The organism is Comamonas koreensis, from assembly GCF_021026195.1.
In the GTDB taxonomy this organism is placed as follows: Bacteria; Pseudomonadota; Gammaproteobacteria; order Burkholderiales; family Burkholderiaceae_C; genus Comamonas; species Comamonas koreensis.
In genome coordinates this window covers 70,490-94,228 of the sequence record NZ_JAJNCT010000021.1, presented here as the reverse complement: position 1 = coordinate 94,228, position 23,739 = coordinate 70,490, and the positions used below count along the sequence as shown (strand labels likewise).

Annotated in this window: 24 protein-coding genes; 11 read left to right on the top strand and 13 right to left on the bottom strand. The window is 65.5% G+C overall.

Annotated elements, in window-relative coordinates:
• Window positions 1–43 precede the first annotated feature (43 nt).
• The 6 genes from LPW39_RS16495 to LPW39_RS16470 all read right to left on the bottom strand — a co-directional run bounded on the left by LPW39_RS16495 (window position 44) and on the right by LPW39_RS16470 (window position 4,834).
• A complete protein-coding gene (locus LPW39_RS16495; RefSeq protein ID WP_230777651.1) occupies window positions 44–376 on the bottom strand; it encodes a DUF3325 domain-containing protein in 333 nt (110 codons plus the stop codon).
• Window positions 373–2,088, bottom strand: a complete 1,716-nt coding sequence (locus LPW39_RS16490; protein ID WP_230777649.1) for a PepSY-associated TM helix domain-containing protein — start codon at window positions 2,086–2,088, stop codon at window positions 373–375. The genes LPW39_RS16495 and LPW39_RS16490 overlap by 4 nt, the downstream gene beginning before the upstream one ends.
• On the bottom strand, window positions 2,085–2,411 hold the full coding sequence (locus LPW39_RS16485) for a DUF3649 domain-containing protein (protein WP_230777647.1): 327 nt from the start codon (window positions 2,409–2,411) through the stop codon (window positions 2,085–2,087). The genes LPW39_RS16490 and LPW39_RS16485 overlap by 4 nt, the downstream gene beginning before the upstream one ends.
• A 257-nt stretch (window positions 2,412–2,668) precedes the next feature.
• Window positions 2,669–3,892, bottom strand: coding sequence for an MFS transporter (locus LPW39_RS16480; protein WP_230777644.1), 1,224 nt, complete (start codon window positions 3,890–3,892; stop codon window positions 2,669–2,671).
• Window positions 3,876–4,418, bottom strand: coding sequence for a Chromate resistance protein ChrB (locus LPW39_RS16475; RefSeq protein WP_230777641.1), 543 nt, complete (start codon window positions 4,416–4,418; stop codon window positions 3,876–3,878). Before LPW39_RS16475 ends, LPW39_RS16480 begins: the two co-directional genes overlap by 17 nt.
• 161 nt (window positions 4,419–4,579) lie before the next feature.
• Window positions 4,580–4,834: a hypothetical protein gene (locus LPW39_RS16470; protein WP_230777638.1), complete on the bottom strand. Its 255-nt coding sequence runs from the start codon at window positions 4,832–4,834 to the stop codon at window positions 4,580–4,582.
• A gap of 221 nt (window positions 4,835–5,055) precedes the next feature.
• Between LPW39_RS16470 and LPW39_RS16465 the strand changes: the two genes are divergently transcribed.
• The 5 genes from LPW39_RS16465 (at window position 5,056) to LPW39_RS16445 (ending at window position 8,297) form a co-directional block, all read left to right on the top strand.
• On the top strand, window positions 5,056–5,220 hold the full coding sequence (locus tag LPW39_RS16465; protein ID WP_230777635.1) for a hypothetical protein: 165 nt from the start codon (window positions 5,056–5,058) through the stop codon (window positions 5,218–5,220).
• A 235-nt stretch (window positions 5,221–5,455) separates the two neighbouring features.
• Window positions 5,456–6,106, top strand: a complete 651-nt coding sequence (locus LPW39_RS16460) for a TetR/AcrR family transcriptional regulator (protein WP_230777632.1) — start codon at window positions 5,456–5,458, stop codon at window positions 6,104–6,106.
• Window positions 6,103–6,783 (top strand): type 1 glutamine amidotransferase domain-containing protein, encoded by a 681-nt coding sequence (locus LPW39_RS16455; RefSeq protein ID WP_230777629.1) that lies wholly within the window; start codon window positions 6,103–6,105, stop codon window positions 6,781–6,783. The genes LPW39_RS16460 and LPW39_RS16455 overlap by 4 nt, the downstream gene beginning before the upstream one ends.
• Window positions 6,784–6,794: 11 nt before the next feature.
• Window positions 6,795–7,772, top strand: a complete 978-nt coding sequence (locus LPW39_RS16450; protein ID WP_230777626.1) for a zinc-binding dehydrogenase — start codon at window positions 6,795–6,797, stop codon at window positions 7,770–7,772.
• Window positions 7,773–8,297, top strand: coding sequence for a GNAT family N-acetyltransferase (locus tag LPW39_RS16445; protein WP_230777624.1), 525 nt, complete (start codon window positions 7,773–7,775; stop codon window positions 8,295–8,297). It abuts the gene before it with no gap.
• 52 nt (window positions 8,298–8,349) lie between these two features.
• On the opposite strand, the gene LPW39_RS16440 is transcribed toward LPW39_RS16445, so the two are convergent.
• The 7 genes from LPW39_RS16440 to LPW39_RS16410 all read right to left on the bottom strand — a co-directional run bounded on the left by LPW39_RS16440 (window position 8,350) and on the right by LPW39_RS16410 (window position 15,949).
• Window positions 8,350–9,807, bottom strand: a complete 1,458-nt coding sequence (locus LPW39_RS16440; protein WP_230777614.1) for a cryptochrome/photolyase family protein — start codon at window positions 9,805–9,807, stop codon at window positions 8,350–8,352.
• Window positions 9,808–9,966: 159 nt separating this feature from the next.
• A complete protein-coding gene (locus LPW39_RS16435) occupies window positions 9,967–10,752 on the bottom strand; it encodes an SDR family oxidoreductase (protein ID WP_230777612.1) in 786 nt (261 codons plus the stop codon).
• Window position 10,753: 1 nt separating this feature from the next.
• Window positions 10,754–11,797 (bottom strand): ABC transporter substrate-binding protein, encoded by a 1,044-nt coding sequence (locus LPW39_RS16430; protein ID WP_230777602.1) that lies wholly within the window; start codon window positions 11,795–11,797, stop codon window positions 10,754–10,756.
• A 40-nt stretch (window positions 11,798–11,837) separates the two neighbouring features.
• Window positions 11,838–12,611: an ABC transporter permease gene (locus tag LPW39_RS16425; protein WP_230777599.1), complete on the bottom strand. Its 774-nt coding sequence runs from the start codon at window positions 12,609–12,611 to the stop codon at window positions 11,838–11,840.
• On the bottom strand, window positions 12,608–13,354 hold the full coding sequence (locus tag LPW39_RS16420) for an ABC transporter ATP-binding protein (protein ID WP_230777596.1): 747 nt from the start codon (window positions 13,352–13,354) through the stop codon (window positions 12,608–12,610). The genes LPW39_RS16425 and LPW39_RS16420 overlap by 4 nt, the downstream gene beginning before the upstream one ends.
• Window positions 13,355–13,364: 10 nt before the next feature.
• On the bottom strand, window positions 13,365–14,870 hold the full coding sequence (locus LPW39_RS16415) for an acyl-CoA reductase (protein WP_230777582.1): 1,506 nt from the start codon (window positions 14,868–14,870) through the stop codon (window positions 13,365–13,367).
• Window positions 14,867–15,949, bottom strand: coding sequence for a LuxE/PaaK family acyltransferase (locus tag LPW39_RS16410; protein WP_230777578.1), 1,083 nt, complete (start codon window positions 15,947–15,949; stop codon window positions 14,867–14,869). The genes LPW39_RS16415 and LPW39_RS16410 overlap by 4 nt, the downstream gene beginning before the upstream one ends.
• A gap of 531 nt (window positions 15,950–16,480) precedes the next feature.
• Between LPW39_RS16410 and LPW39_RS16405 the strand changes: the two genes are divergently transcribed.
• From LPW39_RS16405 to LPW39_RS16380, 6 genes are all read left to right on the top strand, one after another.
• Window positions 16,481–17,293 (top strand): class II aldolase/adducin family protein, encoded by an 813-nt coding sequence (locus tag LPW39_RS16405; RefSeq protein WP_230777563.1) that lies wholly within the window; start codon window positions 16,481–16,483, stop codon window positions 17,291–17,293.
• Window positions 17,294–17,414: 121 nt separating this feature from the next.
• The gene (locus LPW39_RS16400) at window positions 17,415–18,977 is read left to right on the top strand and encodes an ABC transporter substrate-binding protein (RefSeq protein WP_407928868.1); all 1,563 of its coding nucleotides are present in this window, start codon (window positions 17,415–17,417) and stop codon (window positions 18,975–18,977) included.
• A gap of 119 nt (window positions 18,978–19,096) precedes the next feature.
• Window positions 19,097–20,071 carry an ABC transporter permease gene (locus LPW39_RS16395; RefSeq protein ID WP_230777558.1) on the top strand — a complete coding sequence of 325 codons (975 nt, stop codon included), beginning with the start codon at window positions 19,097–19,099 and terminating at the stop codon, window positions 20,069–20,071.
• 14 nt (window positions 20,072–20,085) lie between these two features.
• The gene (locus LPW39_RS16390) at window positions 20,086–20,985 is read left to right on the top strand and encodes an ABC transporter permease (protein WP_230777556.1); all 900 of its coding nucleotides are present in this window, start codon (window positions 20,086–20,088) and stop codon (window positions 20,983–20,985) included.
• 26 nt (window positions 20,986–21,011) lie between these two features.
• A complete protein-coding gene (locus LPW39_RS16385; protein ID WP_230777554.1) occupies window positions 21,012–22,679 on the top strand; it encodes a dipeptide ABC transporter ATP-binding protein in 1,668 nt (555 codons plus the stop codon).
• Window positions 22,676–23,686 (top strand): 2-hydroxyacid dehydrogenase, encoded by a 1,011-nt coding sequence (locus tag LPW39_RS16380; RefSeq protein ID WP_230777552.1) that lies wholly within the window; start codon window positions 22,676–22,678, stop codon window positions 23,684–23,686. The genes LPW39_RS16385 and LPW39_RS16380 overlap by 4 nt, the downstream gene beginning before the upstream one ends.
• Window positions 23,687–23,739: the final 53 nt, after the last annotated feature.

Here is a 23,739-nt window from a genome sequence, read left to right as displayed (position 1 = left end):
ATGCACGCCGCGCCAGGTCACTGCCTGGCGCGGCGTTCTGCGTTCAGTACCTGAGGGCTGCTGCCACCGTGCCCAAGGCTGCGGCGGCCAAGGCCAGGCGACGGGCGCGCTCGGGCGCATAGCTCAGCACCAGGCCCCAGGCCATCGCCGCCAAGGTCAGCAGGCCCAGCCAGGCGGCGATGCCGACCGAGGTGTTCCAGCGCTGCAAACAGGCCAGCAGCGATAGCAGCAGCAAGGCGCTGCCGCCCGCTTGCCAGCCATGGCGTTGCGTGGCGGCGAGCGCGGCGGTACCCAGTTGTTCTTCATGGCGGTCCATCGTGGCCGCCAGTGCCGCAAAACCGGCAAAGGCCCACAGCAGACTTGCGATGGCGATCACCGTTGCCGCTCCATCGTGCTGGCCACAGCGGCATGCGGCGCCAGCAAACCGGCATCAGCGGCTGCGGGCTTGGCAGCGGCTGCGGGTTTGCGCGCTGAGGGCGTCGCCGTCTGCTTGCTGCGCACCAGCCACCAGACCACCCAGCCGTGCAAGGCCGCCATCACCAGCATCATCAGGTCAAAACCTGCAATGCTCCACTGCGCATGGGCGATGGTTTGGGGCAGCCATGCACCGCCGCTCAAGCCATTGAGCAGCGGCAACAGGGCCAGCAGCACGGTGGCCAAGAGCATCTGCTCGCGCCAAGCCTGGCGGTGTGGGCGCAGCATGGGGTGCAGCAGGCACAGCGCCCACACCGTAAAGAAGCCGCGAATCTCCCAATCACTGCGTCCTGCCAAATCGGCCGGCAGCAAGCGGTTGAACCAGAAGAGCGAGGCCGTTGCCACCGACAGACCGGCGATCGCACCTACATTGAGCACCTCGACCAGGCGGTGGCCATGGGGCGTGCGGCCCAGCTTGCGCCGCTCGGGCAGGCGCTTGACGACCCAGATCACCATGCCGGTTGCCGCCATGATGGTGCCCACCACGCCACTCAAAAACAGCAGCCAGCGCACCAGCGGGTCGGCAAAACGGCCCAGGTGCAGGCTGGACAGCACATTGCTGGTGGCGCGCGGCCAGGAGATGGCAGCCGCCTCGGGCGCCTGGCGCGGCTCGCCTGTCACGCCATCAAACAGCAAGGTCGATGCTGCACCCCGGTTGACCAGGCTGGAGCCCCCACCCTCGCGCAGCTCCACCGTGGCGCGGGCAGTGCCCGGTGCGTTGACCGTGATGCTGCCCACGCCATGCGTTGGCCACTGCTGCAGCGCAGCTTCCAGCATCGGGCCTACCGGGGCCATCGCGACCGGCGTGTCGGCAGCCGCATCGGCCTGCCGGTTGGCGCGGCCGCCTTCGCGCGGAGTGTTGCCGTTGCCCGCACCGGCTTGCGCCTGGCGGTTGCCGCGCAGCTCCGAAAAATAGGCATTGCTGTCGCCGTTGTAGGCCGTTTGCACACCCCAGGGCATCAGCATGTTCATCAGCAGTACCAGGCCGCTGAAGGTGATCACCAGATGAAAAGGCAGCGCCAGCACGGCCGTGGCATTGTGCGCATCCAGCCAGGAACGCTGGCCCTTGCGCGGGCGGAAGGTGAAGAAATCGCTGAAGATCTTCTTGTGCGTGATGACGCCGCTGATGATGGCCACCAGCATCAGCATCGTCGCAAAGCCCACGATCCAGCGGCCCCAGATGCGCGGCATCGCATAGAGCTCGAAGTGGAAGCGGTACAAAAAGGCGCCGCCCCGGGTCTCGCGCGGCTGCAGCTGCTCGCCGGTGCCGGCATCCAAGGTGGTGCGCTGGGTGCCCGCTCGGCCAGCGGCGGCGCCGGGCTCGCGCCAGGAGGCTTCGATGGCCGTCTGGCGCTCGTTGGGCAGGGACAAGGTCCAGGTCGTGGCCTTGGGCGCAATCGCCTGCATGGCATCCAGCCCGCGCTGGGCTGTGCCCGCATCGGGCACGGACTGGTGCAACTCGGGCCGCATCCAGTCGGTGATCTCATTGCGGAAAAAACTCAAGGTGCCGGTAAAGAACACCGCATACAGCAGCCAGCCCAGCAGCAGCCCGCTCCAGGTATGCAACCAGGACATCGACTGGCGCAGGCCCTCTGTTTTGCCATCGACCCTCATGCCGCTGCTCCCGGTGCCAGTGCCCAGGCGATCAGTGCCAACACGCCAGCCGGCAACGCAATACCCAGCCAGGCGCGCAGGGCCGTTGCGCAGCCAAAGGCCCACATCGCCGCGATTGCGTAGACCACAAAGGCCAGCATCGTCGCCGCCATCGTGGCATCCACCCGCGCCATGCCGAACACTTGAAAGCCCACGGCCCCCGCTGCGGCCATGGCCGCTGCCAAGGCATAACCGCCGCCAATGGCGGCCACGGCCCGCGACGCGATCCGCGCGCGATAGCCCAGCAGGCCGGCTGCTGGTTGGTGATTCCCGGCTGTTTGCATCTGGACAATCCTGTGAGCCGGGCCGCCACGGTGGCATGGCCCGGGGCACTGCAAGCGGCTCGCTGTGGAGCAAGTCCGGGCAGTGCCGCGCGGTATTTTAAATGAGAATGAGTCTTGATAATTATTTAAATGTGTGCCGTTTCTGCGCTTGTCGCCAGGGGTGCGGACCACAAACTATGCATTCGGGGGCTCCACCCCCCAAAAAAAGCGGTCCCTATGGACCGCTTCTGCAACAAGACCAAGATGGCTGCAGTGCCTCAACCCCGCCGGCGCTGCATCAGCAGCCCCAGTGCTGCCAGCAACGCAAAGCCCGCGCCGCAGACAAAGGTGCCCTGGTAGCCGATGGCATCCCAAAGCACTCCGGCAATCACACTGGCCAGCAGCAAGGCCACGCCGGTCAGCAGGTGGAAGATGCCAAAGGCAGTACCGCGCAGCTCGGCCGGGGCGCTGTCGGCAATCATCGCGTTGAACAGGCCTTGGCTAAAACCCATGTGCAGGCCCCACAGCGCCACGCCCAGCCCCAGGCCCAGCACACCGGGCACAAAGGCCAGCACCAGATCGGCGGCAATCAGCAAGCCCAGGCCGGCGAGCAGCACATCCTGCCGGGGGCGGCGGTCCGACAGCACCCCTGCTGGGTAGGCCGACAGCGCATAGGCCAGGCCCATGACGACCAACACCGCAGGCGCCCACATCGGCGGCAAGCCGGCCGACTGCGCACGCAGGATCAAAAATGCCTCGCTGAAGCGCGCCAAGGTAAACACCAGGCCCAGCCCAACGACCACCCAGTAGGCCCGGGGCAAACGCCGCAGCTCACTCTGGCGCAGGGGCAGCTGGCGCGGCCTTTGCGCCACCGGTGTTGCGGGCTCTTTCACAAAAAACACCAGCACCGCCACCGCCGCAAAAGCCGGCAATACGGCAAGCCAGAACACCAGCTGGTAGTTGTCAGCTGTCCACCACATCAGCCCGATGGCCAGCAAGGGGCCGGTAAAGGCGCCGATGGTGTCCAGGGTCTGGCGCAGGCCGTAGGCGGTGCCGCGCAAATGCGGCGGTGTCACATCGGCCACCAGCGCATCACGCGGTGCGCCGCGAATGCCCTTGCCGACCCGGTCCACAAAGCGCGCTCCCACCAGCCATTCCAGGCCGCCGGCCAGCGGAAACACCGGCTTGGTCAGCGCGCCCAGGCCATAGCCCAGTACGGCCAGCAGCTTGCGCTTGCCAAAGCGGTCGCTGATCGCGCCAGAGAACACCTTGACGATGGAGGCTGTTGCCTCGGCAATGCCCTCGATCACACCCACGGCCAGCACCGAGGTGCCCAGCACGGCCACCATGTAGATGGGCAAGAGCGCATGGACCATCTCGGACGAGATATCCATCAGCATCGACACAAAGCCCAGCGCCCAGACGCTGCGCGGCACCGCGCGTGCGCCGCGCTGCAATGCGTTGTCGGAGGTGGGTGGTTGGGGTTCAGCGGTTTTCGTCATGCGCCTCATACACCCGTTGGGCGTAGGCCTCCAGCAAGGATTCGCAGTGCTGCAGCCGCTCGGCCGCCGTCTGCGCCAGCGGCGCGTCGTAGAAATCCAGCTTGCGGATCTTCTCGTACCAGGCCTGCAGTTTTTTCAGATCGGTCTCTTCTTCGTCCAGCTCCGCATAGGTGAACTTCTCGATCGCCATCTCCTTGGCGATCTCGGCCTCGAAATCCTGGCAGCGGCCCAGCAGCTCGCGGTACTGGTCGTCGCGGTCGGCCTTGAAGCGGGTGATGACCTTGTCCTCCTGCAGCCGGTCGAGCGCAATGGTCTCCAGCAGCACGCAGTCCCCGTCCATTGCAGAGATATCGTTCTCCAGCACCTTGAGCCGGCGCACATGGTCATCGGTCTTGGGCAGCAGGCATACGCCGTTTTGCAGATACACCGCCCCAAGCGCCTTGAGGCGCCGCCACAGCGCCATGCGTTTGGCCGTGGGCTCAGCCGGTACTTTATAGGTCAGCAGCAACCATTTAATGGAATCCATGGATCATCCAATTTTGTGACGACCGTTTCATTTTAAAGTGAACCAATAGAACTTGACTACGGTAACTGACGAATTTTTCATGGCGGCGACAGAGGATTTGCGACCAACAGACGTAAAAAAAGCCCCGCATACAGGACTTGCTGGGTCAGCGCGGGGCTGTGTCAGGTGTCAGACCCAGGCGCCAAATCGCAGGGACTGACGGACAGAAAGTCATCTTCAAACGAAGCCACCGCTTGGTCCAAAGCCCGCTCAATCTGGTTCGCGACGTCATCGCTGGCAACCCATTGACTGTCGGCACCAAAGATGGCGGCCGCGTCAGTTATACCTGCAAGGTAGGCCATCTTGAACAGCTTGACCTGGTCGGGTGTGACCACAGTGACCTGCAATTCCGACAAAGACTTTGCACGGGCTCTCATACGGACTCCTCTTCGGGCGTATCGCAATGAAAATTCAGGCCTGCGGCACACGACCCTCCTACCGGTCAGATGCCGCCATCCTGCAGTTGTCACAAACATAGCATAGGAGTGCCGACTTGTTTTATGCGCACGACCTGAGGACAGTCACTTGCGGCAATGGCTGACAGGATTTGGACCTTGGATGCCCGAGCATGGTCCAAAATCCAAGGAGCCTCTCCCCCATGCCTGCGCCCTGCTCGCCACCGACGCTGACCATGCCCACCCGCCCTCTCGTTGCCCAAGGCGGCGCTAAGCCCAAGCGCTATGTGCCGGCCGCTTCGACCGATGTGAGCAAGACCTTCGACAAGTTTCGGCGTTTGATGGCACTGCAGAACGCGAAAAAGTAGCTCCAGCCTTTTGCAGGCGCTGCCCATTGGCAAAGCAACACACAAAGCGATGAAGCGCGTGGCGGCGATGACCCAGAGTGGCAAAGCCCTTGTATCAGCCCTATCCACGCCTATGGCAAGCTGCAGCGCAAACAGGTTCTACCCATTGGACCCTGGTTGTTAATCGGCGGCCCCATTGGCAAAGGGCAAGACTGCATAATAGACGACTGGTCTATTTTCAACTAGAATCCAGCCCATGACCTTGACGAAGAAAGCGGAAGCCACCCGCCAGCACATCCTCGATACCGGGCACCAGCTGGTATTGCGCAAGGGCTTTGCCGCTGTGGGCCTGCAGGAAATCCTCAAGACCTGCGGCGTGCCCAAGGGCTCGTTCTACCACTACTTCCCGTCCAAAGAGGCCTTTGGCTGCGCACTGCTCCAGCAGTATGTCGATGGCTATGGCCGCAAGGTCGAAGGCCTGCTGGCAGCGGATGGCACCGGCTATGAGCGGCTGATGCGCTACTGGGATGCCTGGATTGCAGCGCCCGGCGATGGGGCCTGCGGCTGGGCCGAAGAATGTCTGGTGGTCAAGTTGGCCGCCGAGGTCGCCGATCTGTCTGAAGACATGCGCCAGGTGCTGAACGACGGTGTGCAGCGCCTGCTGGCCAGGATTGCTGCCGTCATCGATGCAGCGCGCAGCGATGGCTCGTTGCCTGCCGGCCCGCCCGCACTGGTGGTGGCGCGTGTGCTCTACCAGATGTGGCTGGGCGCGGCGCTGCTGGCCAAGCTGAGCCAGGACCGGTCGTCTCTGGTGCAAGCGCGGGCGGCCACGCTGCATCTGCTGGCCTGCGAAACGTCTCCCTCCTCACCCCCACCCCTCCCTTCATCCTCCAAGGAGTCCCCATGAAAGTTCTATTTGTACTGACCTCCCACGACCAACTGGGCGACACGGGCCGCAAGACCGGTTTCTGGCTGGAAGAATTTGCCGCGCCGTACTACGTCTTCCAGGACGCGGGTGCCGAGATCACCTTGGCATCGCCACTGGGCGGCCAGCCCCCGCTGGATCCCAAGAGCGACGAGCCCGATGCCCAGACCGCCGCCACCGAGCGCTTCCGCAAGGATCCGCAGGCACAGGCCGCGTTGGCAGCGACCACCCCACTGGCACAGATCAAGGCCGATGACTTTGATGCCGTCTTCTACCCCGGTGGCCATGGCCCGCTCTGGGACCTTGCCAACGACGCCAGGTCGATTGCGCTGCTGGAGGCCTTTGAGCGCGCAGGCAAGCCGCTGGGTCTGGTCTGCCATGCGCCGGGCGCGCTCATCAAGGTCAAGGCCGCCGATGGCCAGCCCCTGGTGGCCGGCCGCCGCGTGACGGGCTTTACGAACAGCGAAGAAAACGCAGTCGGCCTGACCGCCGTGGTGCCGTTCTTGATTGAAGATGAGTTCAGCCGTTTGGGCGGCAACTACCAAAAGGGCCCTGATTGGCAAGTGCATGTAGAGGTCGATGGCCGCCTCGTCACCGGCCAGAATCCTGCCAGCAGCGAAGCGGTGGCCGAGGCCCTGCTGTCCCAGCTCGCCCGATAAGGACAACCACCATGCGCAGTGCCATTCACACCACCTTCGGCGAGCCCGCCGACGTACTGGGCCTGGGCGAGCAGCCCATGCCCCAGCCCGCTGCCGGCGAGGTTCGCATCAAAACCTTGCTCGCGCCCATCCACAACCATGACCTCTGGACCATCCGTGGCCGCTATGGCTACAAGCCCGAGCTGCCTGCCATTGGCGGCAGCGAAGCCGTGGGCCTGGTCGATGCACTGGGCGCTGGCGTCGAAGGCATCACCGTAGGCCAGCGCGTCGCGGTGGCCGGCGTCCACGGCACCTGGGCCGAGTACTTTCTGGCGCCCGCGCGCCAGTTGGTGCCCATGCCCGAGGCCATCCCCGATGAAGTGGCCGCCCAGCTCATCGCCATGCCGCTCAGCGCCTTGATGCTGCTGGAGTTTTTGAACGTGCAAGCCGGGCAATGGATTGCGCAGAACACGGCCAATGGCGCCGTCGGCAAGACCCTGGCCATGCTGGCCAGCGCGCGCGGTGTGCAGGTGCTCAACCTGGTGCGCCGCGATGCGGGGGTGCAAGAGCTCAGCGACCTGGGCATTGCCAATGTGCTGTCCACCGCGCAAGCGGACTGGACACAAAGCGCCAGCGCCTTGCTCGGCCCCCAAGGCGCTTACGCCGCTGTCGACTCGATTGGTGGTGCCTCCAGCGCCGCGCTGCTGGCCCTGCTGGGCGAAGGCGGCACCCTGGTGTCGTTTGGCACCATGGCCGGTGAGCCGATGCAGATTGACTCCGGGGCCATGATCTTCAAACAGGCCACTGTCAAAGGCTTTTGGGGCAGCAAGGTAAGCGAGGCCCTGTCCGCCCAGGACAAGCGGCGCCTGCTGGGCGAGCTGATAGAGCGCATTCTGGGTGGTGAGCTGAAGCTGCCCACCGAGGCTATCTACGACCTGGGCGACGCTGCCCAAGCCGCAGCAGCCAGCCTGCAACCGGGCCGCAAGGGCAAGGTGCTACTGCGTCCCTGAATGTTGATCCGTCCAGCCCATCTCACCGATGCCTCAGCACTGCCGGCTATCGAAAAATCTGCGGCCCAGCTGTTTGGCACGGCCGACGGCCTGGCCTGGCTTCGCGATGCGCCCGTGATCGGGCCGTCCGACCATGCGCGCCGCATCCTCAACCATGCGGTTTGGGTGGCTGAGGCCGCAGACGGTGCGTTGGCAGCATTCATCAGTACCGAGATCTTCGACTCGGAACTGCATATCTGGGAGCTATCGGTGCATGCGCAGTGGCAGCGCAGAGGCATCGCCAGCTTGCTGATCGACAGCGCTTACCGGTATGCGGTGAACCGGGGGCTCGGCGCACTGACCTTGACCACGTTCTCCGATGTTCCCTGGTGTGCGCCCGCCTATGCGAAGCGAGGGTTTGCGCCGCTGCTTCAGCCCGGCAAACGCCTCCAGGACACTCTGGACGCAGAGGCTATGCAGGGACTTCCGCCTGAAAGGCGCATCGCGATGCGCCTGCCTGTGGGCGGGCTCATTCCACGACGCTGACCAATTGGTGCGCCGGGCTGAACCTGCACACCCACCGCCAACACCCAGTCCGTCAATCCGGATGCTTCATAAAGTGAAACCGCATCAAGGTCCGCTCGCGTGCCCGGCCGTGGTCCACCACCGGATGCGGGTAGTTGCGCCCCAGCTGCAGACCGCAGGCCTGCTGCTCCAGCGGCTTCATCGCAGCTGGGAAGTGGATGTGCCGGTCAGGCACCTTGGCGAGTTCTGGCAGGTAGCGGCGGATGAACTTGCCGTCCGGATCGAAGCGCTCCGACTGGGTGATGGGATTGAAGATGCGGAACCAGGGCTGGGCATCGCAGCCGGTGGAGGCCGCCCACTGCCAGCCGCCGTTGTTCGATGACAGGTCATAGTCATTGAGGTGCTGGGCAAAAAAGCGCTCGCCCGCGCGCCAGTCAATGCCCAGGTCCTTGGTCAAAAAGCTGGCCACCACCATGCGCAGACGGTTGTGCATATAGCCGGTATGCAGCAGCTGGCGCATGGCCGCATCCACCAGCGGGTAGCCGGTGCGCGCCTCGCACCAGGCCTGCCACAGCTCGGGCGCATCGTCCCACTGCACCTTGTCGTAGATGGGGCGGAACGACTGGGTCACCACCTGCGGGTGGTGCCAAAGAATCATCGCGTAGAAGTCGCGCCAGGCCAGCTCCGACAGCCAGGTCTGCGCGCCCTCGCAGCCTGTACGCGCCTGCGCCACGGCCAGCGCGGCCAACTGGCGGATCGACACGGTGCCAAAGCGCAGATGCACCGACAGGTAGGACACGCCCTTGACCGCCGGAAAATCCCGCGCTTCCTGGTAAGCCGCCATGCGCGGCAAAAAATCCTGCAGCAACTGCTGCGCACCACGGCTACCGGTAGGTATCTTGAGCGATGCCAGATTGCTGGGCGCAAAACCCAGATCGGCGAGCGACGGTATCGCTTCGCCCTGGGGCAATGCCGCCAGATGCCCGGCATAGCGCGCCACCGGGTAGGCCTTGCACTGGAAGGCATCGAGCTTTTGCAGCCAAGCGCGCTTGTAGGGGGTGAACACGCTGTAGGGATGGCCTTGCTGGGTCAGCACCTCATCGCGGTCCAGCAGCACCTGGTCCTTGTAATCGCTAAAGGCAATGCCGGCCGCTTGCAGATCGCCAGCCACGCGCGCGTCACGGGCGATGGCCTCGGGCTCGTAATCGCGGTTGGTCAGCACCTCCTGCACGCCCAGTGCCTGCGCCAGCTGCACCACCTCTTGCGCAGCGGAGCCGTGGCGCACCAGCAATCCACCACCAGGCGCGCCACTGTCTGCCGCCAACTGGCGCAGGTCCTCATCCAGCGCCAGCACACTGGCATGGATAAAGTCCACCCGCCTGTCTTCGCGCGTCGGCAGCAGACCCAGGATGTCAGTGTCAAAAACGAAGACGCAATACACCTGCTCGAAGCGGCGCAAGGCATGGTAGAGAGCGGCATGGTCGTCGCAGCGCAAATCGCGGCGCATCCATACCAGGGCGCGGCTGGCCATGGTGATCGGTTTCCTTGTCTAGCGGTTTTTTTAGGTGTCGGAGCCTGGGAGCAGATTGCAGGCCATCATCCAGCAACACGGGTGCGACATTGTGCCTCGCCGCCATGGCGTGGCGTGCCAGAGAAAGTCGCGTTCCACCGGGGCCACCCGTTTGCACGTTCAGCGCATCACCAAGCCCCCATCCACCAGCAACACCTGCCCCGTCATGAACCGGCTCAGGTCCGACGCCAAAAAAAGCACTGGCCCGGCCACATCCTCGGGGCTGGCCAGGCGGCGCAGCGGGGTGGCTGCCATCAGCGATTCGCGGAAGGATTCGCGGGTTTGCGCGCTGCCCTGGGTGGGGTAGACGAGGCCCGGTGCGACGCAGTTGACGCGTATGCCAAAAGGCCCCAACTCGCTGGCCAGGTTGCGGCTAAAGCCCACCAGCGAGGCCTTGGCTGTGCTGTAGTCGTGGTAGGCAACGACAGGGTGCTCGACCAGATTGCTGCTGATATTGACGATGCTGCCCCGGGCGCGCTGGCGCATCTGCGGCAGCACCGCACGGCAGACATGGAAGGCGCCGCCCACGGCAGCATCGAACTGCGCCTGGTAGTCGCTCCATGCCAGGGCATCGAGCGGCTGGCGGCGCTCCGGGTCAAAGGCATAGGGGCGCAAGGCGTTGTTCACGACGATATCGACGGGCCCGGCCTCTTGTGCAATGGCCAGGGCCATCGCATCCACCGCAGCCGGGTTGCCCACATCGGCCTGCACAGCCCAGGCATCGCCGCCGGCGGCCTGGCAGGCGGCCACGGTCTGGGCCGCTGCGGCCTCGTTGGCCAGGTAGTTCACCGCCACCGTGGCGCCTTCGCGCGCAAAGGCATGGGCGATGGCCGCGCCAATGCCCCGGCTGGCACCTGTTACCAGCACCACCTTGCCACGCAGATTCAACGCACTGCTCTCCTGCATCTCAGGCCCCTGGCAGCCAACGGCTGTCCACCACATCGGCCACCTGGATGGGCTGCTGCACCAAGCCCAGCGCATGGTAGGCGTCGGCTCCCTTTTGCAGTGCGACCAAGTCAAAGCTGCCCAGCGGCGCGGCCTTGCCCTGCACCCGCAAGGTGGGCTGGGCCGATGCATTGCGCAGGCCGATCACATCAAGGTTGATGCCGCGCTGGGTGCCGTCGATGGCGCGCTTGGTAGCCAGGGTGGCGGCCTCTTCGGGGTTGGCGATCATCCAGGCCGCGCTGTCGCGGTAGCCGCGCAAAAAGGCCTGCAGCAATGCCGGCTGCTGCTCCAGCACCTGCCGGCGCACCACAAACATGTCGCTCGACATATTGAGGTAGTCGCGCACGGGCATCACATGCACCTCGCCCATGCCCTTGCGCAGACCCACGGCCAGGCCGGTGTCGGTGGCGGCCGTCGCATCGACCTGGCCTTGCATCAGCGGCGCAAAGTTCAAAAGGCCCGTGACCACAATGCGCACATCGGACTCCTTGAGCCCCGCTTGGTGCAGCATCACCAGCAGGTTCTGGCGCGTGCCGCTGGCCAGGCTGTAGACGCCAATCGTCTTGCCCTTCAGATCCGCCGGCGTACGGATGCCGCTGGAGCGCAGCGACACGACATTGAACACGTTTTGCGGGTAGATATCGTAGATGGCGACCAGCTTCTCACCCTTGTCCAGCGCCATGAAGAACGAGCCCGGGTCGGTAAAGGCCACATCGCCCTGGCCGCTCAGGATATTGCGGATCGCATCGCCGCCACCCGCGCCGGGCAAGTAAGTCAGGTCCACCCCTTGGGCCTTGAAAAAGCCCTTGTCCGGCTCGGCCAGGATGTTGGTGATTTCGCTGATCGGCTTGCTCCAGCCGGCCAGGCGGATCTTGCCGCTGACCGGGGTTGCAGCGCCCGCTGAGATGCCCGTGCCCGCCAGGCCCAGGCCCAGGCCCAAGAGGCCAGCAGAGGCGCCCAGCCAGCGGCGGCGCGAGAGGGAGGAGGTCAGAAAAGGTGCAGACATAAGCGGTCCATCCAGAAGCAATCGAGCAAAAATCCAAACATCAGCGCTGTGGGCCAGCGACGGCATGGCCACGCAGCAATCTGCGCTCCAGCAGCAGGCAGGCCTGGTACAGCAGCAAGCCCAGCGCCGCAATCAGCAGCAGCGCGGCAAACATCAAGGTGGTGTCCATCATTCCCTGGGCGGCAATCACCACCGCGCCCAGCCCTTGGCTGGCGCCCATGAACTCTGCCACGACGGCCCCCACCAGCGCCAGCACCACGGCCACACGCAGGCCCGCCAGAATGGCCGGCAAGCCTGTGGGCAGCTTGAGCCGCATTAACGTCTGCAGCCGGCTGGCCCCCAGCATGCGAAACAGCTGCAGGCGCTGCGCATCGACCTGGCGCAGGCCCGTCAGGGTGTTTTCCATCAGCGGGAAAAAGCAGACCAGGGCCGTGATCAGCACCGTCGGCAGCATGCCAAAGCCAAACCACAGCACAAACAGCGGCGCCAGCGCCAGCTTGGGCACCACCTGGCTGACAACGACATAGGGCTTGAGCACGCGCTCCAGCAAGACCGATTCGGCCAAGGCCATCCCTGCCAGCAAACCAAAAGATGCGCCCGCCGCCAGGCCCAACAGCACCGCTTGCACGGTCGCCGCCACATGCGGCCAAAAGTAGCCGGACGCGAGCCCCGTCCACAAGGCCTGCAGCACCGCCGACGGCACCGGCAGCACCAAGGCGGAGATACCGCCCAGGCGCCCTGCACCCTCCCACACGGCCAGCAGCAGCACCAGCAGCGCAGCGGCCCACAACCGGGCTTTCAGGATGGGGTTCATGCGCTGGCCCCGTCCATCGCGGCGCGCACCTGGGCCGCATAGGCGTTGAAGGCTGCACCATGGCGCATGGCCTGGGTGCGCGGCATCGGCAGATCAATGGCCATATCGGCGACCAGGCGCCCGCCATGCATCAGCGCCACCCGGTCGCCCAGGTACACGGCCTCGTTGATGTCATGGGTGACAAAGAGCACCGTGGTGCCCCGCGCGCGGCAGCTGCGCAGCAGCTCATCCTGCAGCTCGGCGCGGGTGATGGCATCGAGGGCGGCAAAGGGCTCGTCAAGCAGCAGCAAGGCGGGCTCACGAATCAAGGCCCGCGCCAGCGCCACCCGGCTTTGCTGCCCGCCGGACAGCTGGCCGGGATGCTGCCGGGCCAGCGCTGCCAGGCCCAGCTGGGCCAGCAGCTGCTCTGCCGCTGCACGGTCCTGCGCCGTGGGCTTGCGCTGCAACGACAGCGGCAGCAGCACGTTGTCCAGCACCGTCAGCCAGTCCAGCAAGGTGGGCGACTGGAACATGACCCCCAGTTGCGGTCCGGGTGCAGCCAGCGCTCCGCCGGCACGCACAATGCGGCCCGCCTGCGGCTGCAGCAGGCCTGCGACGAGCTGGAGCAAGCTGGTCTTGCCGCAACCGCTGCGGCCCAGCAGGCAGTGGAAGGCGCCTTGCGCCATCTGCCAAGTCACGCCATCCACAACCGGGGCCTGGCCCGGGTAGGCAAAACTCAGGCGCTCGATATCAATCCATGCCATTGCGCCGCCCTCAGTCTGCATAGCGCGCCAGCGGCTGGGCGGCGGCCTCGGCAGCGGCGTCAATCTCGGTCATCCGCACCAGGTCGAGCAGGCTGAAGCGCCCATCGTGGTGCCAACCGGCCTCGGGCACGCCCATGGCGCCCAAGGCGCTGATACGGGTGACGCCAGCGGCGCCCAGCAGGGCCGCCAAACGGTACAAATCCTCGGGGCCCACAGCCAGGCCAGCGGTCTGCAGGTAGTCACGCTGGGCTGCTACCAAGGGCACAACGTCGTCCAGGCTGTCCACCCCCACCACGACAATGCTGCGGTACAGCGCAGTGGGCGCCAGCGGCTCCAGGCTGTCGCTATAGGCCACGCTCCAGGGCGCATCGGCCGGGCCAATCAGCTGCGGGGCGGCGCCGTCATCGGCGGGTGCACGCCACTCCAGCGACTGCTGCCAGCGGGCCAGGCCGGCGCCCTCTTCCAGGTCCAGCGGCCGGCGCGCAAAGCGCTGCTGCAGATTGGCGAGCTCGGCCGCCAGGTAATCGGCAAAGGCGCGGGGTGTGACGGTAGCGCCCCGTTCCACATAAAACACATGGGGCGAGTAGCAGCCCTGCTGGTCGTAGCGCATCACATCCCAGGCTGCCAGCCGCGCATGGGCCGGCGCTTTGACGGCATCCAGCGCCGCCTTAGCCACCATGCCGAACCCCAGCTTGTGGCCATGGGGCAAAAATCGCGTCGTCACCGGCAGCTGCTGGCCCAGCGCGGCCAGGGTCTGGTTGCTGCCATAGGCCATCACGGTATCGGCCTGGGCGTAGAGCACTTGCGCGCCGTCGGCGCTGTCGCCCGTCTGCGCGCCGCCGGGCCACCAGACCACCGCCAGGCAGTCGGCCATGGGTGGATGCACTTCCGCCAGCAAACGCGCAAACCAGCCGGCAAACAGCGGCTCGGCGCTGGCCAGCTTGCCGATGCTGGGCGCCTTGACGAGCAGGCCGCAGACGAGGCTCCACAGCGACAGCGCCGGCACATTGCCGGCCCAGCTGTGCAGCAGCAGGCCCGGGCCATAGGCGCGCACCGCCCCGCCTTTGACGGCGGGCACAAAGCCATCGAGCACAGCAGGGTTGGCAAAATCCTCGCCGGCAAAGCGCCACAGCTGGGGCGCCCGAAAAGTCTTGAACAGGCCGTTGAGCCCCAGGCGCACCATCGCCGCGTCATAGCCGCAGACCAGCGGCAGGCAGGCATCGATCTGGCGGCGATAGGGGTCGGCCGGGTCCAGCAGGCGGGCAATGGCGCGGTCAATGGCGGCGACGATCTCGGCCAGCGGCATCGGCTGCAGCTGGCGCTGCGCGGCCGCACGCACCCGCGCGGTCAGCGCCTGCATCTGCGCGCCGCTGAGCACCGGCACCTCGACCTCCAGCCGCTTGCCTTCACGTTCAAACACCAGCACCTGCCAGCGCACCTGGTTGTCATCCAGGCCAGGCAGGTAGCCGGCCCGTAGGCGCTCGGCCATGCGCTCAGGCGCTTGTGCCTGCATCATGCGCGCGCCGCTTGCACAAACTCGTCGACTGCCAAGGAGCAGCCCTTGGCGGCAGCCCCTTCGGCCCGGCCCAGCAGCAAAAAGCCGCCCTCGGCCCACTGGCCCACATCCTCGGTCAGGATGGTGCTGACCGCGTTGTAGTTGGCCAGGTCGCAGTGCACCAGAATGCCGCGCTCACCCGGCGCCACACTGCGGCCGCTGACGGGCTCGACCAGGCGCGAGCGAATCCAGTGCGGCCCGGATTTGACCGAGGGCAAGCAGGCATTGCCGTCGTCGTAGAACTGGGTGCTCAGCTCGGTCATGCCATACATGTTGATGCACAGCGCGGGCGGCACGCCCAGAAGCTCGGTCAGGCCGGCATAAAAGTCGGCCAAGGGCAGATCGCGCGACTGGCCCTTGTAGCCACCGGTGTCCAGGATGCGGCTGCCCGCTGGCAGCTGAAAGCGCCGGCCCTGGGCGCGCAGCGCATCCATCACATGCACGAGGCTGAAGCTGGCGCCCAGCAGTGCATAGGGCTGGCCGGTGCGCTCGGCCGCTTCCAGCACGGCACAGAGCCCGTCCATATCCAGGCCCTCCGGCCCCAGAAAATAGCGGCTCTCCGAGGTACCAAACGCCGACTTGGCCAACGCCAGGTAATGCGCCAGCGAGGAGTTGGGCATGGCCACTTCATCAGGGAACAGGATGCCCATCGGCATGCGCGCCCTACCCTGCATGAAGCGGGTGGCGAAGTGCTGCTGCATCGACAGGTCATACACCTGCAAGGCGGGATGAAAATGCCGACCCCGCGCCGCGCGGCCGGTGGTGCCGCTGGTCATGAAGACGCGCTCGGCCTGCGACGGCGGCTCGCTGCGCAGCTCCAGCGCCTTGAAGGCATCGATGGGCACGGCCGGGATATCGCTCCAGGTCTTGACCGTGCGCGGGCTGGCACCACGGCGCTGGCAAAAGCTGCGGAACGGCGTATTGGATGCGTATTGGTAGGCAAAAAGACGCAGCGCGAGCTGGTCAAACTGGTCATCGGTGCAGCCATCCATTGCGATGAATGCAAGCAGGTCTGCGACCAGCGTATCGGCCTTGTCCATGGAATTCCTTCGAGAGCGGTGAGGTCATGCTCCGAAGGCTCCCCCCATGCGCGCAAGGCGCCCCATGGCAGGGAGTTGGCTCTTCTTCCGCCGGAATGACCCGGTTCAAGTTCTCGGGTGTAGATCTCAGCACTGGCGTGCACCCCGGAGCAGGCGCCATCTTAACCGAGCACCACCGGCATGACGCCGAGCAGGCTTCAAGCCAGGGTCTGCGCCACGGTCAATCCCAACACCTCCGCCCACCCCAAACCAGGGAAAACACCAGGGCCACCGCGATGGTGCAAAGCGCGCCCCGGGCAGTCGCGCATGCACCAAGCCAAGGCATTTCTTGCCCATTTTTGCACCATATCCAGGCATTGGGATATTCACGTAACCCATTGTGGTGCCTAGCAAATTTTCTGCGGCAGATCAAAGCGGCCATGCTGGAAATCACCTAGTCCGGCACCCTTTTCTTCTGCGATTCAGTCTGTTAACTTATGTCCTGTCGACAGACGACTGTCGCTAGACGACATAAATTCAACGAGGACAACAATGCTTGCAATGGCTGATGCCGACGTCCAATCCGGCTACGACAAATCGCATACCGAGAGCGAACAGCGGGTTCGCGAAGACCTGGCCGCCGCCTACCGCCTGATGGCCCATTTCGGGATGGACGACAGCATCTACACGCACATTTCGGCGCGGGTGCCGGGCCGTACTGACCAGTTCCTCATCAACCCCTTTGGCACCCTGTTCAAGGACATCACGGCCAGTTCGCTGGTCAAGATCGATGCCGAGGGCCGCATCGTGGAAGACACGCCCTACCAGGTGAACCCGGCCGGCTTTGTGATCCACAGCGCCGTGCATGCCGCGCGGCACGACGCCGCCTGCGTCGTGCACTCCCACACAGAAGCGGGCGTGGCGGTGTCGTCGCTGCAATGCGGCCTGCAGCCCAGCAACCAATGGGCACTGCAGTTCTACAACCGCGTTGTCTACCACACCTTCGAAGGCATCGCGCTGGATCTGCATGAGCGCGAGCGCCTGGTCGCCGACCTGGGCAGCACGGCCAAGGCCATGGTGCTGCGCAACCACGGCCTGCTCACCCTGGGCAACAGCGTGGCCGAGGCCTTCATCCTGATGCTCAACCTGGACCGCGCCTGCCGTGTGCAGCTGGCCATCCAGTCCAGCGGCCAGGCCATCAACCCCGTGCCGCCCGAGGTGTGCGAGCTGACCGCGCGCCAGTACGAAAGCGGCGACACCGATGTGATGCCCGGCCAGCCCAAGCGCGCCGACCCGCATGAGCGCGAATGGCAGGGCCTGCTGGGCTTTTTGCAGCCGCCGGGCCGCAGCCACTACCGCGACTGAACAGCGCGACGGACCCGCAACTGAAGCCCCCGACCCTTGCATGCCGCCGCCTTTGCGGCCCCACCGCCGCAAGCCCGCCCGGCCCAGGCACCCCTCGATACCAAGACAGGAAGCAACCATGATCAATCGGCGTGAACTCATCTCCTACAGCCTGGCGGGAGCCGGCCTCAGCATCGCGGGCGTGCCCATGGCGGCCCTGGCGCAGCAGACCAAGGGAACGATCAATGTGATGGTGCAGCCCGAGCCCTCGGGCCTGATGTTGGGCATCGTGCAAAACGGCCCCACCCAGCTGGTCTCCGGCTATATCTACGAAGGCCTGCTGCGCTACGACGAAAAGCTGGAGCCCCATGGCCTGCTGGCCACGGCCTGGAACCGCTCCGACGACGGCCTGACCTACACCTTCAAGCTCAAGTCCGGCGTCAAGTGGCATGACGGCAAGCCTTTCTCTGCTGATGACGTGGTGTTCTCGGTCGACAAGTTTCTGCGCAAGACCCATGCCCGCCTGCGCGCATCGCTGGAGCCGCTGGAGAGCGTGCGCGCCATCGATGCGCAGACGGTGGAGTTCAAGCTCAAGTACCCGTTTGGCCCCTTCATCAGCCTGTTCGACACCGGCTCGATGCCGATGATCCCCAAGCACATCTACGACAACACCGACTTCGCCACCAACCCGGCCAATGCCAAGCCCATCGGCACGGGCCCCTTCAAGTACAAGGAATGGGTGCGGGGCTCCTACATCCAGCTGGTGGCCAATGAGCTCTACCACACCAAGGGCGAGCCGATGGTGGAGAACCTCTACTTCCACATCATTCCCGATGCAGCCTCGCGCGCTGCGGCGTTTGAATCGGGCAAGGTCGATGTGGTGCCAGGGGGCGCGGTCGAGTTCTTTGACGTGGCGCGCCTGGCCAAGCTGCCCGGTGCGGCGGTCACCACCAAGGGCTGGGAGTTCTACTCGCCCCATTCCTGGCTGGTGCTCAACAACCGCAAGGCGCCCTTTGACAACCCCAAGTTCCGCCAGGCCGTCATGTATGCGATGGACCGCGAGGCCATGGTCAAGGTCGCCTGGCAGGGCTTTGCCAAGACGGCGGCCGGCCCCTTCAACCAGCATGTGAAGTTCGCCTCCGACGACGTCACCAAGTACCCGCGTGATCTGAACAAGGCCAAGGCCTTGCTCAAGGAGGCCGGCTACAAGGGCGAGACCGTGCGCCTGCTGCCGCTGCCCTATGGCGAATCCTGGCAGCGCCTGGCCGAGATGATCCGCCAGAACTTGATCCAGGCCGGCATCAAGGTGGAGACCACCGGCACTGATGTGGCCGGCTGGAACCAGCGCACCGCCGAATGGGATTTCGACATGGCCATCATCTATGTCTACCAGTACCCCGATCCAGCGCTGGGCGTGGCCCGTACCTACACCAGCCACACGATCGCCAAGGGCTCGCCGTTCAACAACATCGAAGGCTATGTCAACCCCAAGGTGGATGCGCTGTTTGACGCCGGCGCCAAGGCGCTGACCGATGCCGACCGCGCCAAGGCTTATGCCGAGGTGCAGAAGATCCTGACCGAGGAGGTGCCGGTGGCCTGGTTGCATGAGATCAACTTCCCCACGCTCTACCGTACCAAGATCAAGAACCCGATCAGCTCCGGCGTGGGGCTGAATGACAGCCTGAGCCGTGCCTCGATAGGCTAAGCACCGCTTGCGGCCCCTGGCCGCAGCGCATCTCTTCTTGCTGAACTCTGCACGCTGCCAGCCCCCACTGGCGCGTGCGGGATGGCTACGCTTTTGTCTCGCTCCAAGGTCTCCCCGCTATGAACCGCCTCCGCTACATGTCCGTCCGGGTGCTCCAGGGTCTGCTGGTACTCATGTGCATAGCAACCGTCAACTTCATGCTGATCCGCGCAGCGCCCGGCGACCCGGTCGCGGTGATAGCGGGTGAAGCGGGGGCCTCGGACCCGCAGTTCGTCGCCCAGCTGCGCGAGCAGTTTGGCCTGGACAAGCCCGTCACCACCCAGCTGGCCAACTACCTGGGCCACATCACGCAGCTGGACCTGGGCTTTTCCTACCGGCAGCAGCGCCCGGTGCTGGAGCTGATTACCGAGCGCCTGCCCGCCACCTTGCTGCTCACCGGCAGTGCCTTTGTGATGTCGCTGATCTTTGGCGTGGCCTTGGGCGCCACGGCCAGCCGCCATGCTGGCAAATGGGTGGACAGCGCCATCACCTTTGTGGCGCTGGTGTTCTATGCCACGCCGCTGTACTGGCTGGCGATGATGGCGGTGCTGGTGTTCTCGGTGCAGCTGAGCTGGCTGCCCGGTTTTGGCTACTTCACCGTCGGCAGCGATGCCACCGGCCTGGCCCGCGCCTGGGATATTGCCCAGCATCTGGTGCTGCCCTCGCTCACCCTGGCGCTCTTTTATATGGCGGTCTATGCCCGCATGACCCGTGCCTCGATGCTCGAAGTCGCGCAGATGGACTTTGTCAAAACCGCCCGCGCCAAGGGCGTGCGCATGGGCCGCATCCAGCGCCAGCACATTCTGCGCAATGCCCTGCTGCCCATCGTCACCCTGGCGGGCATCCAAGCCGGCGGCCTCATTGGCGGCGCGGTGCTGACCGAGACCGTGTTTGCCTGGCCCGGCATTGGCCGCCTGATGTTCGATGCCCTGCTGCAGCGCGACTACAACCTGCTGCTGGGCTGCTTCCTGGTCGCAGCCGCCGTGGCGGTGCTGTTCAACCTGATCACTGATTTTGTCTACACCCTGGTCGATCCCCGGATCGAGCTGGGCTGAAACGGAGCCTTGCGATGACTGCCATCTCTGAACCGGCCCTGGCGGCCGACACGCCCCCCGCCAAGAACAAGCACCGATCCACCTTCTGGAGCCGCTTTTGCCGCAACCGTGGCGCCCTGCTGGGCCTGGCCATCTTGCTGCTGGTGGCGCTGCTGGTCTGCTTTGGCCCGCTGCTGGCCGCGCACAACCCCTGGGACATGGTCGAGCAACCGTTTTTGCCGCCGATGGAGCGCGAAGGCTTTGCAATGGGTACCGACACCATGGGCCGCGACATTCTCTCGGGCCTGGTGCTAGGCGCCCGCATCTCGCTGCTGATTGCGGTGATCTCCACCCTGGTGTCGCTGCTGATCGGCGTGGGCATTGGTGCCATCTCGGGCTACTTTGGTGGCTGGGTCGATGCCAGCCTGATGCGCTTTACCGAAATGTTCCAGTCCGTGCCCAGCTTTGCGCTGGCCCTGGTGCTGGTGGCCATTTTTGAGCCCTCGGTCAACTCCATCATCGTGGCCATTGCGCTGGTCTCCTGGCCGCCGGTGGCGCGCCTGGTGCGCGGCGAATTTTTGACCTTGCGCCAGCGTGATTTTGTCGCCGCTGCCCAGCTGGCCGGCCAAAGCACACCCCGCATCATCCTGGCGCAGATCCTGCCCAATGCGGCCTCGTCCATCGTGGTGATGGCCTCGCTGATGGTGGCCACCGCCATCCTGCTGGAATCGAGCCTGAGCTTCATGGGCCTGGGTGACCCCAACCTGATGAGCTGGGGCTACATGATTGGCTCGGCCCGCACCGTGCTGCGCCAGGCCTGGTGGATGGCCGTGTTCCCCGGCGTCGCCATCCTGCTCACCGTGCTGGCCTTCAACCTGGTGGGCGAAGGGCTGAACGACGGACTCAATGCGCGCCAGGACGGGAAGACGAAATGAACGCCTATTCACACGAAGCCCTGCATATGCTTGCCCAAACCCCCGCCGCACCCGCCGCCCCCGAGCCAGTGCTGACCGTGCGCGGCCTGGACATCCGCCTGCCGCTGGGCGCCGACCGCGCGTTGGCCGTCACCCAGGCCAACCTGCAGATTCTCCCCGGCCAAACCCTCTGCGTGGTCGGTGAATCGGGCTCGGGCAAGTCGATGATCGCCAACGCCATCATGGGCCTGCTGCCCCGCCCCAAGGTGGAACCGGTGGCTGGCGAGATCCTGTTGGATGGCAAAGACCTGCTGCGCCTGAGCGAAGACCAGCTGCGCGAGCTGCGTGGCAGCCGCATGGCCATGGTCTTCCAGGAGCCGATGACGGCGCTGAACCCGGTGATGCGCATTGGCGACCAGATGGCCGAGGCGCTGGATGCCCACCTGCAGCTGCCCGCTGCCGACAAGCGCCGCCGCATCATCGCCGCGCTGACCGATGTGGGCCTGCCCGAGCCTGAGCGCCTCATCGATGCCTACCCGTTTCGCCTGTCGGGCGGCCAGCGCCAGCGCGTGATGATCGCCATTGCGATGCTGCTGGAGCCCAGCCTGCTGATCGCCGACGAGCCCACCACCGCGCTGGATGTGACCACGCAGGCCCAGATCCTGCAGCTGATGCGTGCGCTGCAGAAAAAGCGCGGCATGGCCATGCTCTTTATCACCCATGACTTTGGCGTGGTGGCCGAGATTGCCGACCATGTGGTGGTGATGCAGACCGGCGTCGTGGTCGAAGCCGGCCCGGCCAGCCAGGTGCTGCGCAACCCCCAGCACGCCTATACCAAGAAGCTGCTGGCCGCCATTCCGCATGGCAATGTGCGCGAGACCCAGGCCAGCACCGCGCAGCCGGTGCTGCAGGTCAAGGACCTGTGCAAGGTCTACCGCACGGGCCGCGGCTTTTTGCGGCCCGCCCGTGAGGTGGTGGCCGCCGAGCGCATCAGCTTTGACCTGGGCCGCGCCCAGACCCTGGGTGTAGTGGGAGAGTCGGGCTCGGGCAAGTCATCTCTCGGCCGCTGCATTGTGGGCCTGGCACCGTTTGACAGCGGCGATATCCTCTTCAACGGCCAGCGCCTGAGCTCCGGCGCCGCACTGCGCCGGCAGGCCAAGGGCAAGATCCAGATGGTCTTCCAGGACCCTTATGCATCGCTCAACCCGCGCCACAAAATTGGCGCGGCCATTGCCAGCGGCCCCATTGCCCAGGGTGTCCCCAAGGCCGAAGCCCTGCGCCGCACGATGGAGCTGCTGGAGCTGGTCGGCCTGGGCCCAGAGGCGGCAGAGCGCTACCCGCATGAGTTCTCTGGCGGCCAGCGCCAGCGCATTGGCATTGCCCGCGCGCTGGCGATGGAGCCTTCGTTGCTGGTGGCCGACGAGCCGGTCTCCGCACTCGATGTGTCCGTGCAGGCCCAGGTGCTCAAGCTGTTTGCCGAGGTGCGCGAGCGCTTTCAGCTCAGCATGGTCTTCATCACCCATGACCTGCGCGTGGCAGGCCAGATGTGCGACCACCTGGCCGTCATGCAGCGGGGCCGCATTGTGGAATACGGGCCCACCGCCCAGGTGCTGGGAAATCCCCAGCACCCCTATACCCAGACCTTGATCGACGCCATCCCCTCGCTGGAGCACCGCAGAGACGAGGCCGCCGCAGAACACCGGAGCCGCGCATGACCGCCATGCCCAGCACCGATGCCCACACGGCCGCACCCCGCAGCATTGCCTTTTTGAGCAAGAGCATTGCGATGGACTTTCTGCTGCCCGCCTACCAGGCCCAGTTCCCCGGCAGCCGGCTGCTGCTGGGCACCGAGCTGCAGGCGCTGCTCGATGCCGGCCAGCACAGCGATATCGAGGTAGCGGTATGCTGGCACCCGCCCGCCGCCCAACTCGCGCAGCTCACCCAGTCCGAAGGGCTGCAGCTGGTGCAATCGATTGCCGCCGGCATTGACCATATCGACACCCAGGCCCTGCCCGCGAGCATGCCTGTGTGCCGCATTATGGACAGCACCATGGGCTACGGCATGACGGCGTTTGTCAGCTGGTCCGTCATCCACCGCCAGCGCCATATGGACCGCTATGTGGCCCATGCAGCGCAGCGCCAGTGGCGCGAGGAGCCCATCGCCGCCCCCAGCCAGCACCGGGTGGGCATTGCCGGCTTGGGCACCCTGGGCCAAGGCTGTGCCAAAGCGCTGCTCGCCATGGGCTACCAGGTACGCGGCTGGAGCCGATCCGCCAAGCAGGATCTGCCCGCCGGCCTGGAGGGATTGCAGACCTTCCACGGCCAGGCGCAGAAGGCAGAGTTTTTGAGCGGCTGCGACACCCTCGTCTGCCTGCTGCCGCTGACCGACGAGACCCAGGGCTTTCTCGACCTGGCCTTGATGCGCCAGCTGCCGCGCGGCGCGCACCTGGTCAATGTGGGCCGGGGGGCGCACCTGGTCGAGGCCGATTTGCTGACCGCGCTGGCCGAGGGCCAGATTGGCGCTGCCACGCTGGATACCTTCAGCACCGAGCCGCTGCCAGCGGACCACCCCTTCTGGCAGGACCCGCGCATTCTGGTGACCCCGCATATCGCCACCCGCACCGATCCGCGCGTGATCGCCCGGCAAACCGCCCACAACTTCAGCCGCATCCGTGCAGGCCAGGCCGCCGAGGTGGCCGTGGACCTGGGGCGCGGTTACTGACACCCCGCCATACCTAGCAACAGCAAGCACCATCAGCCCCCAGGAGATTTGGA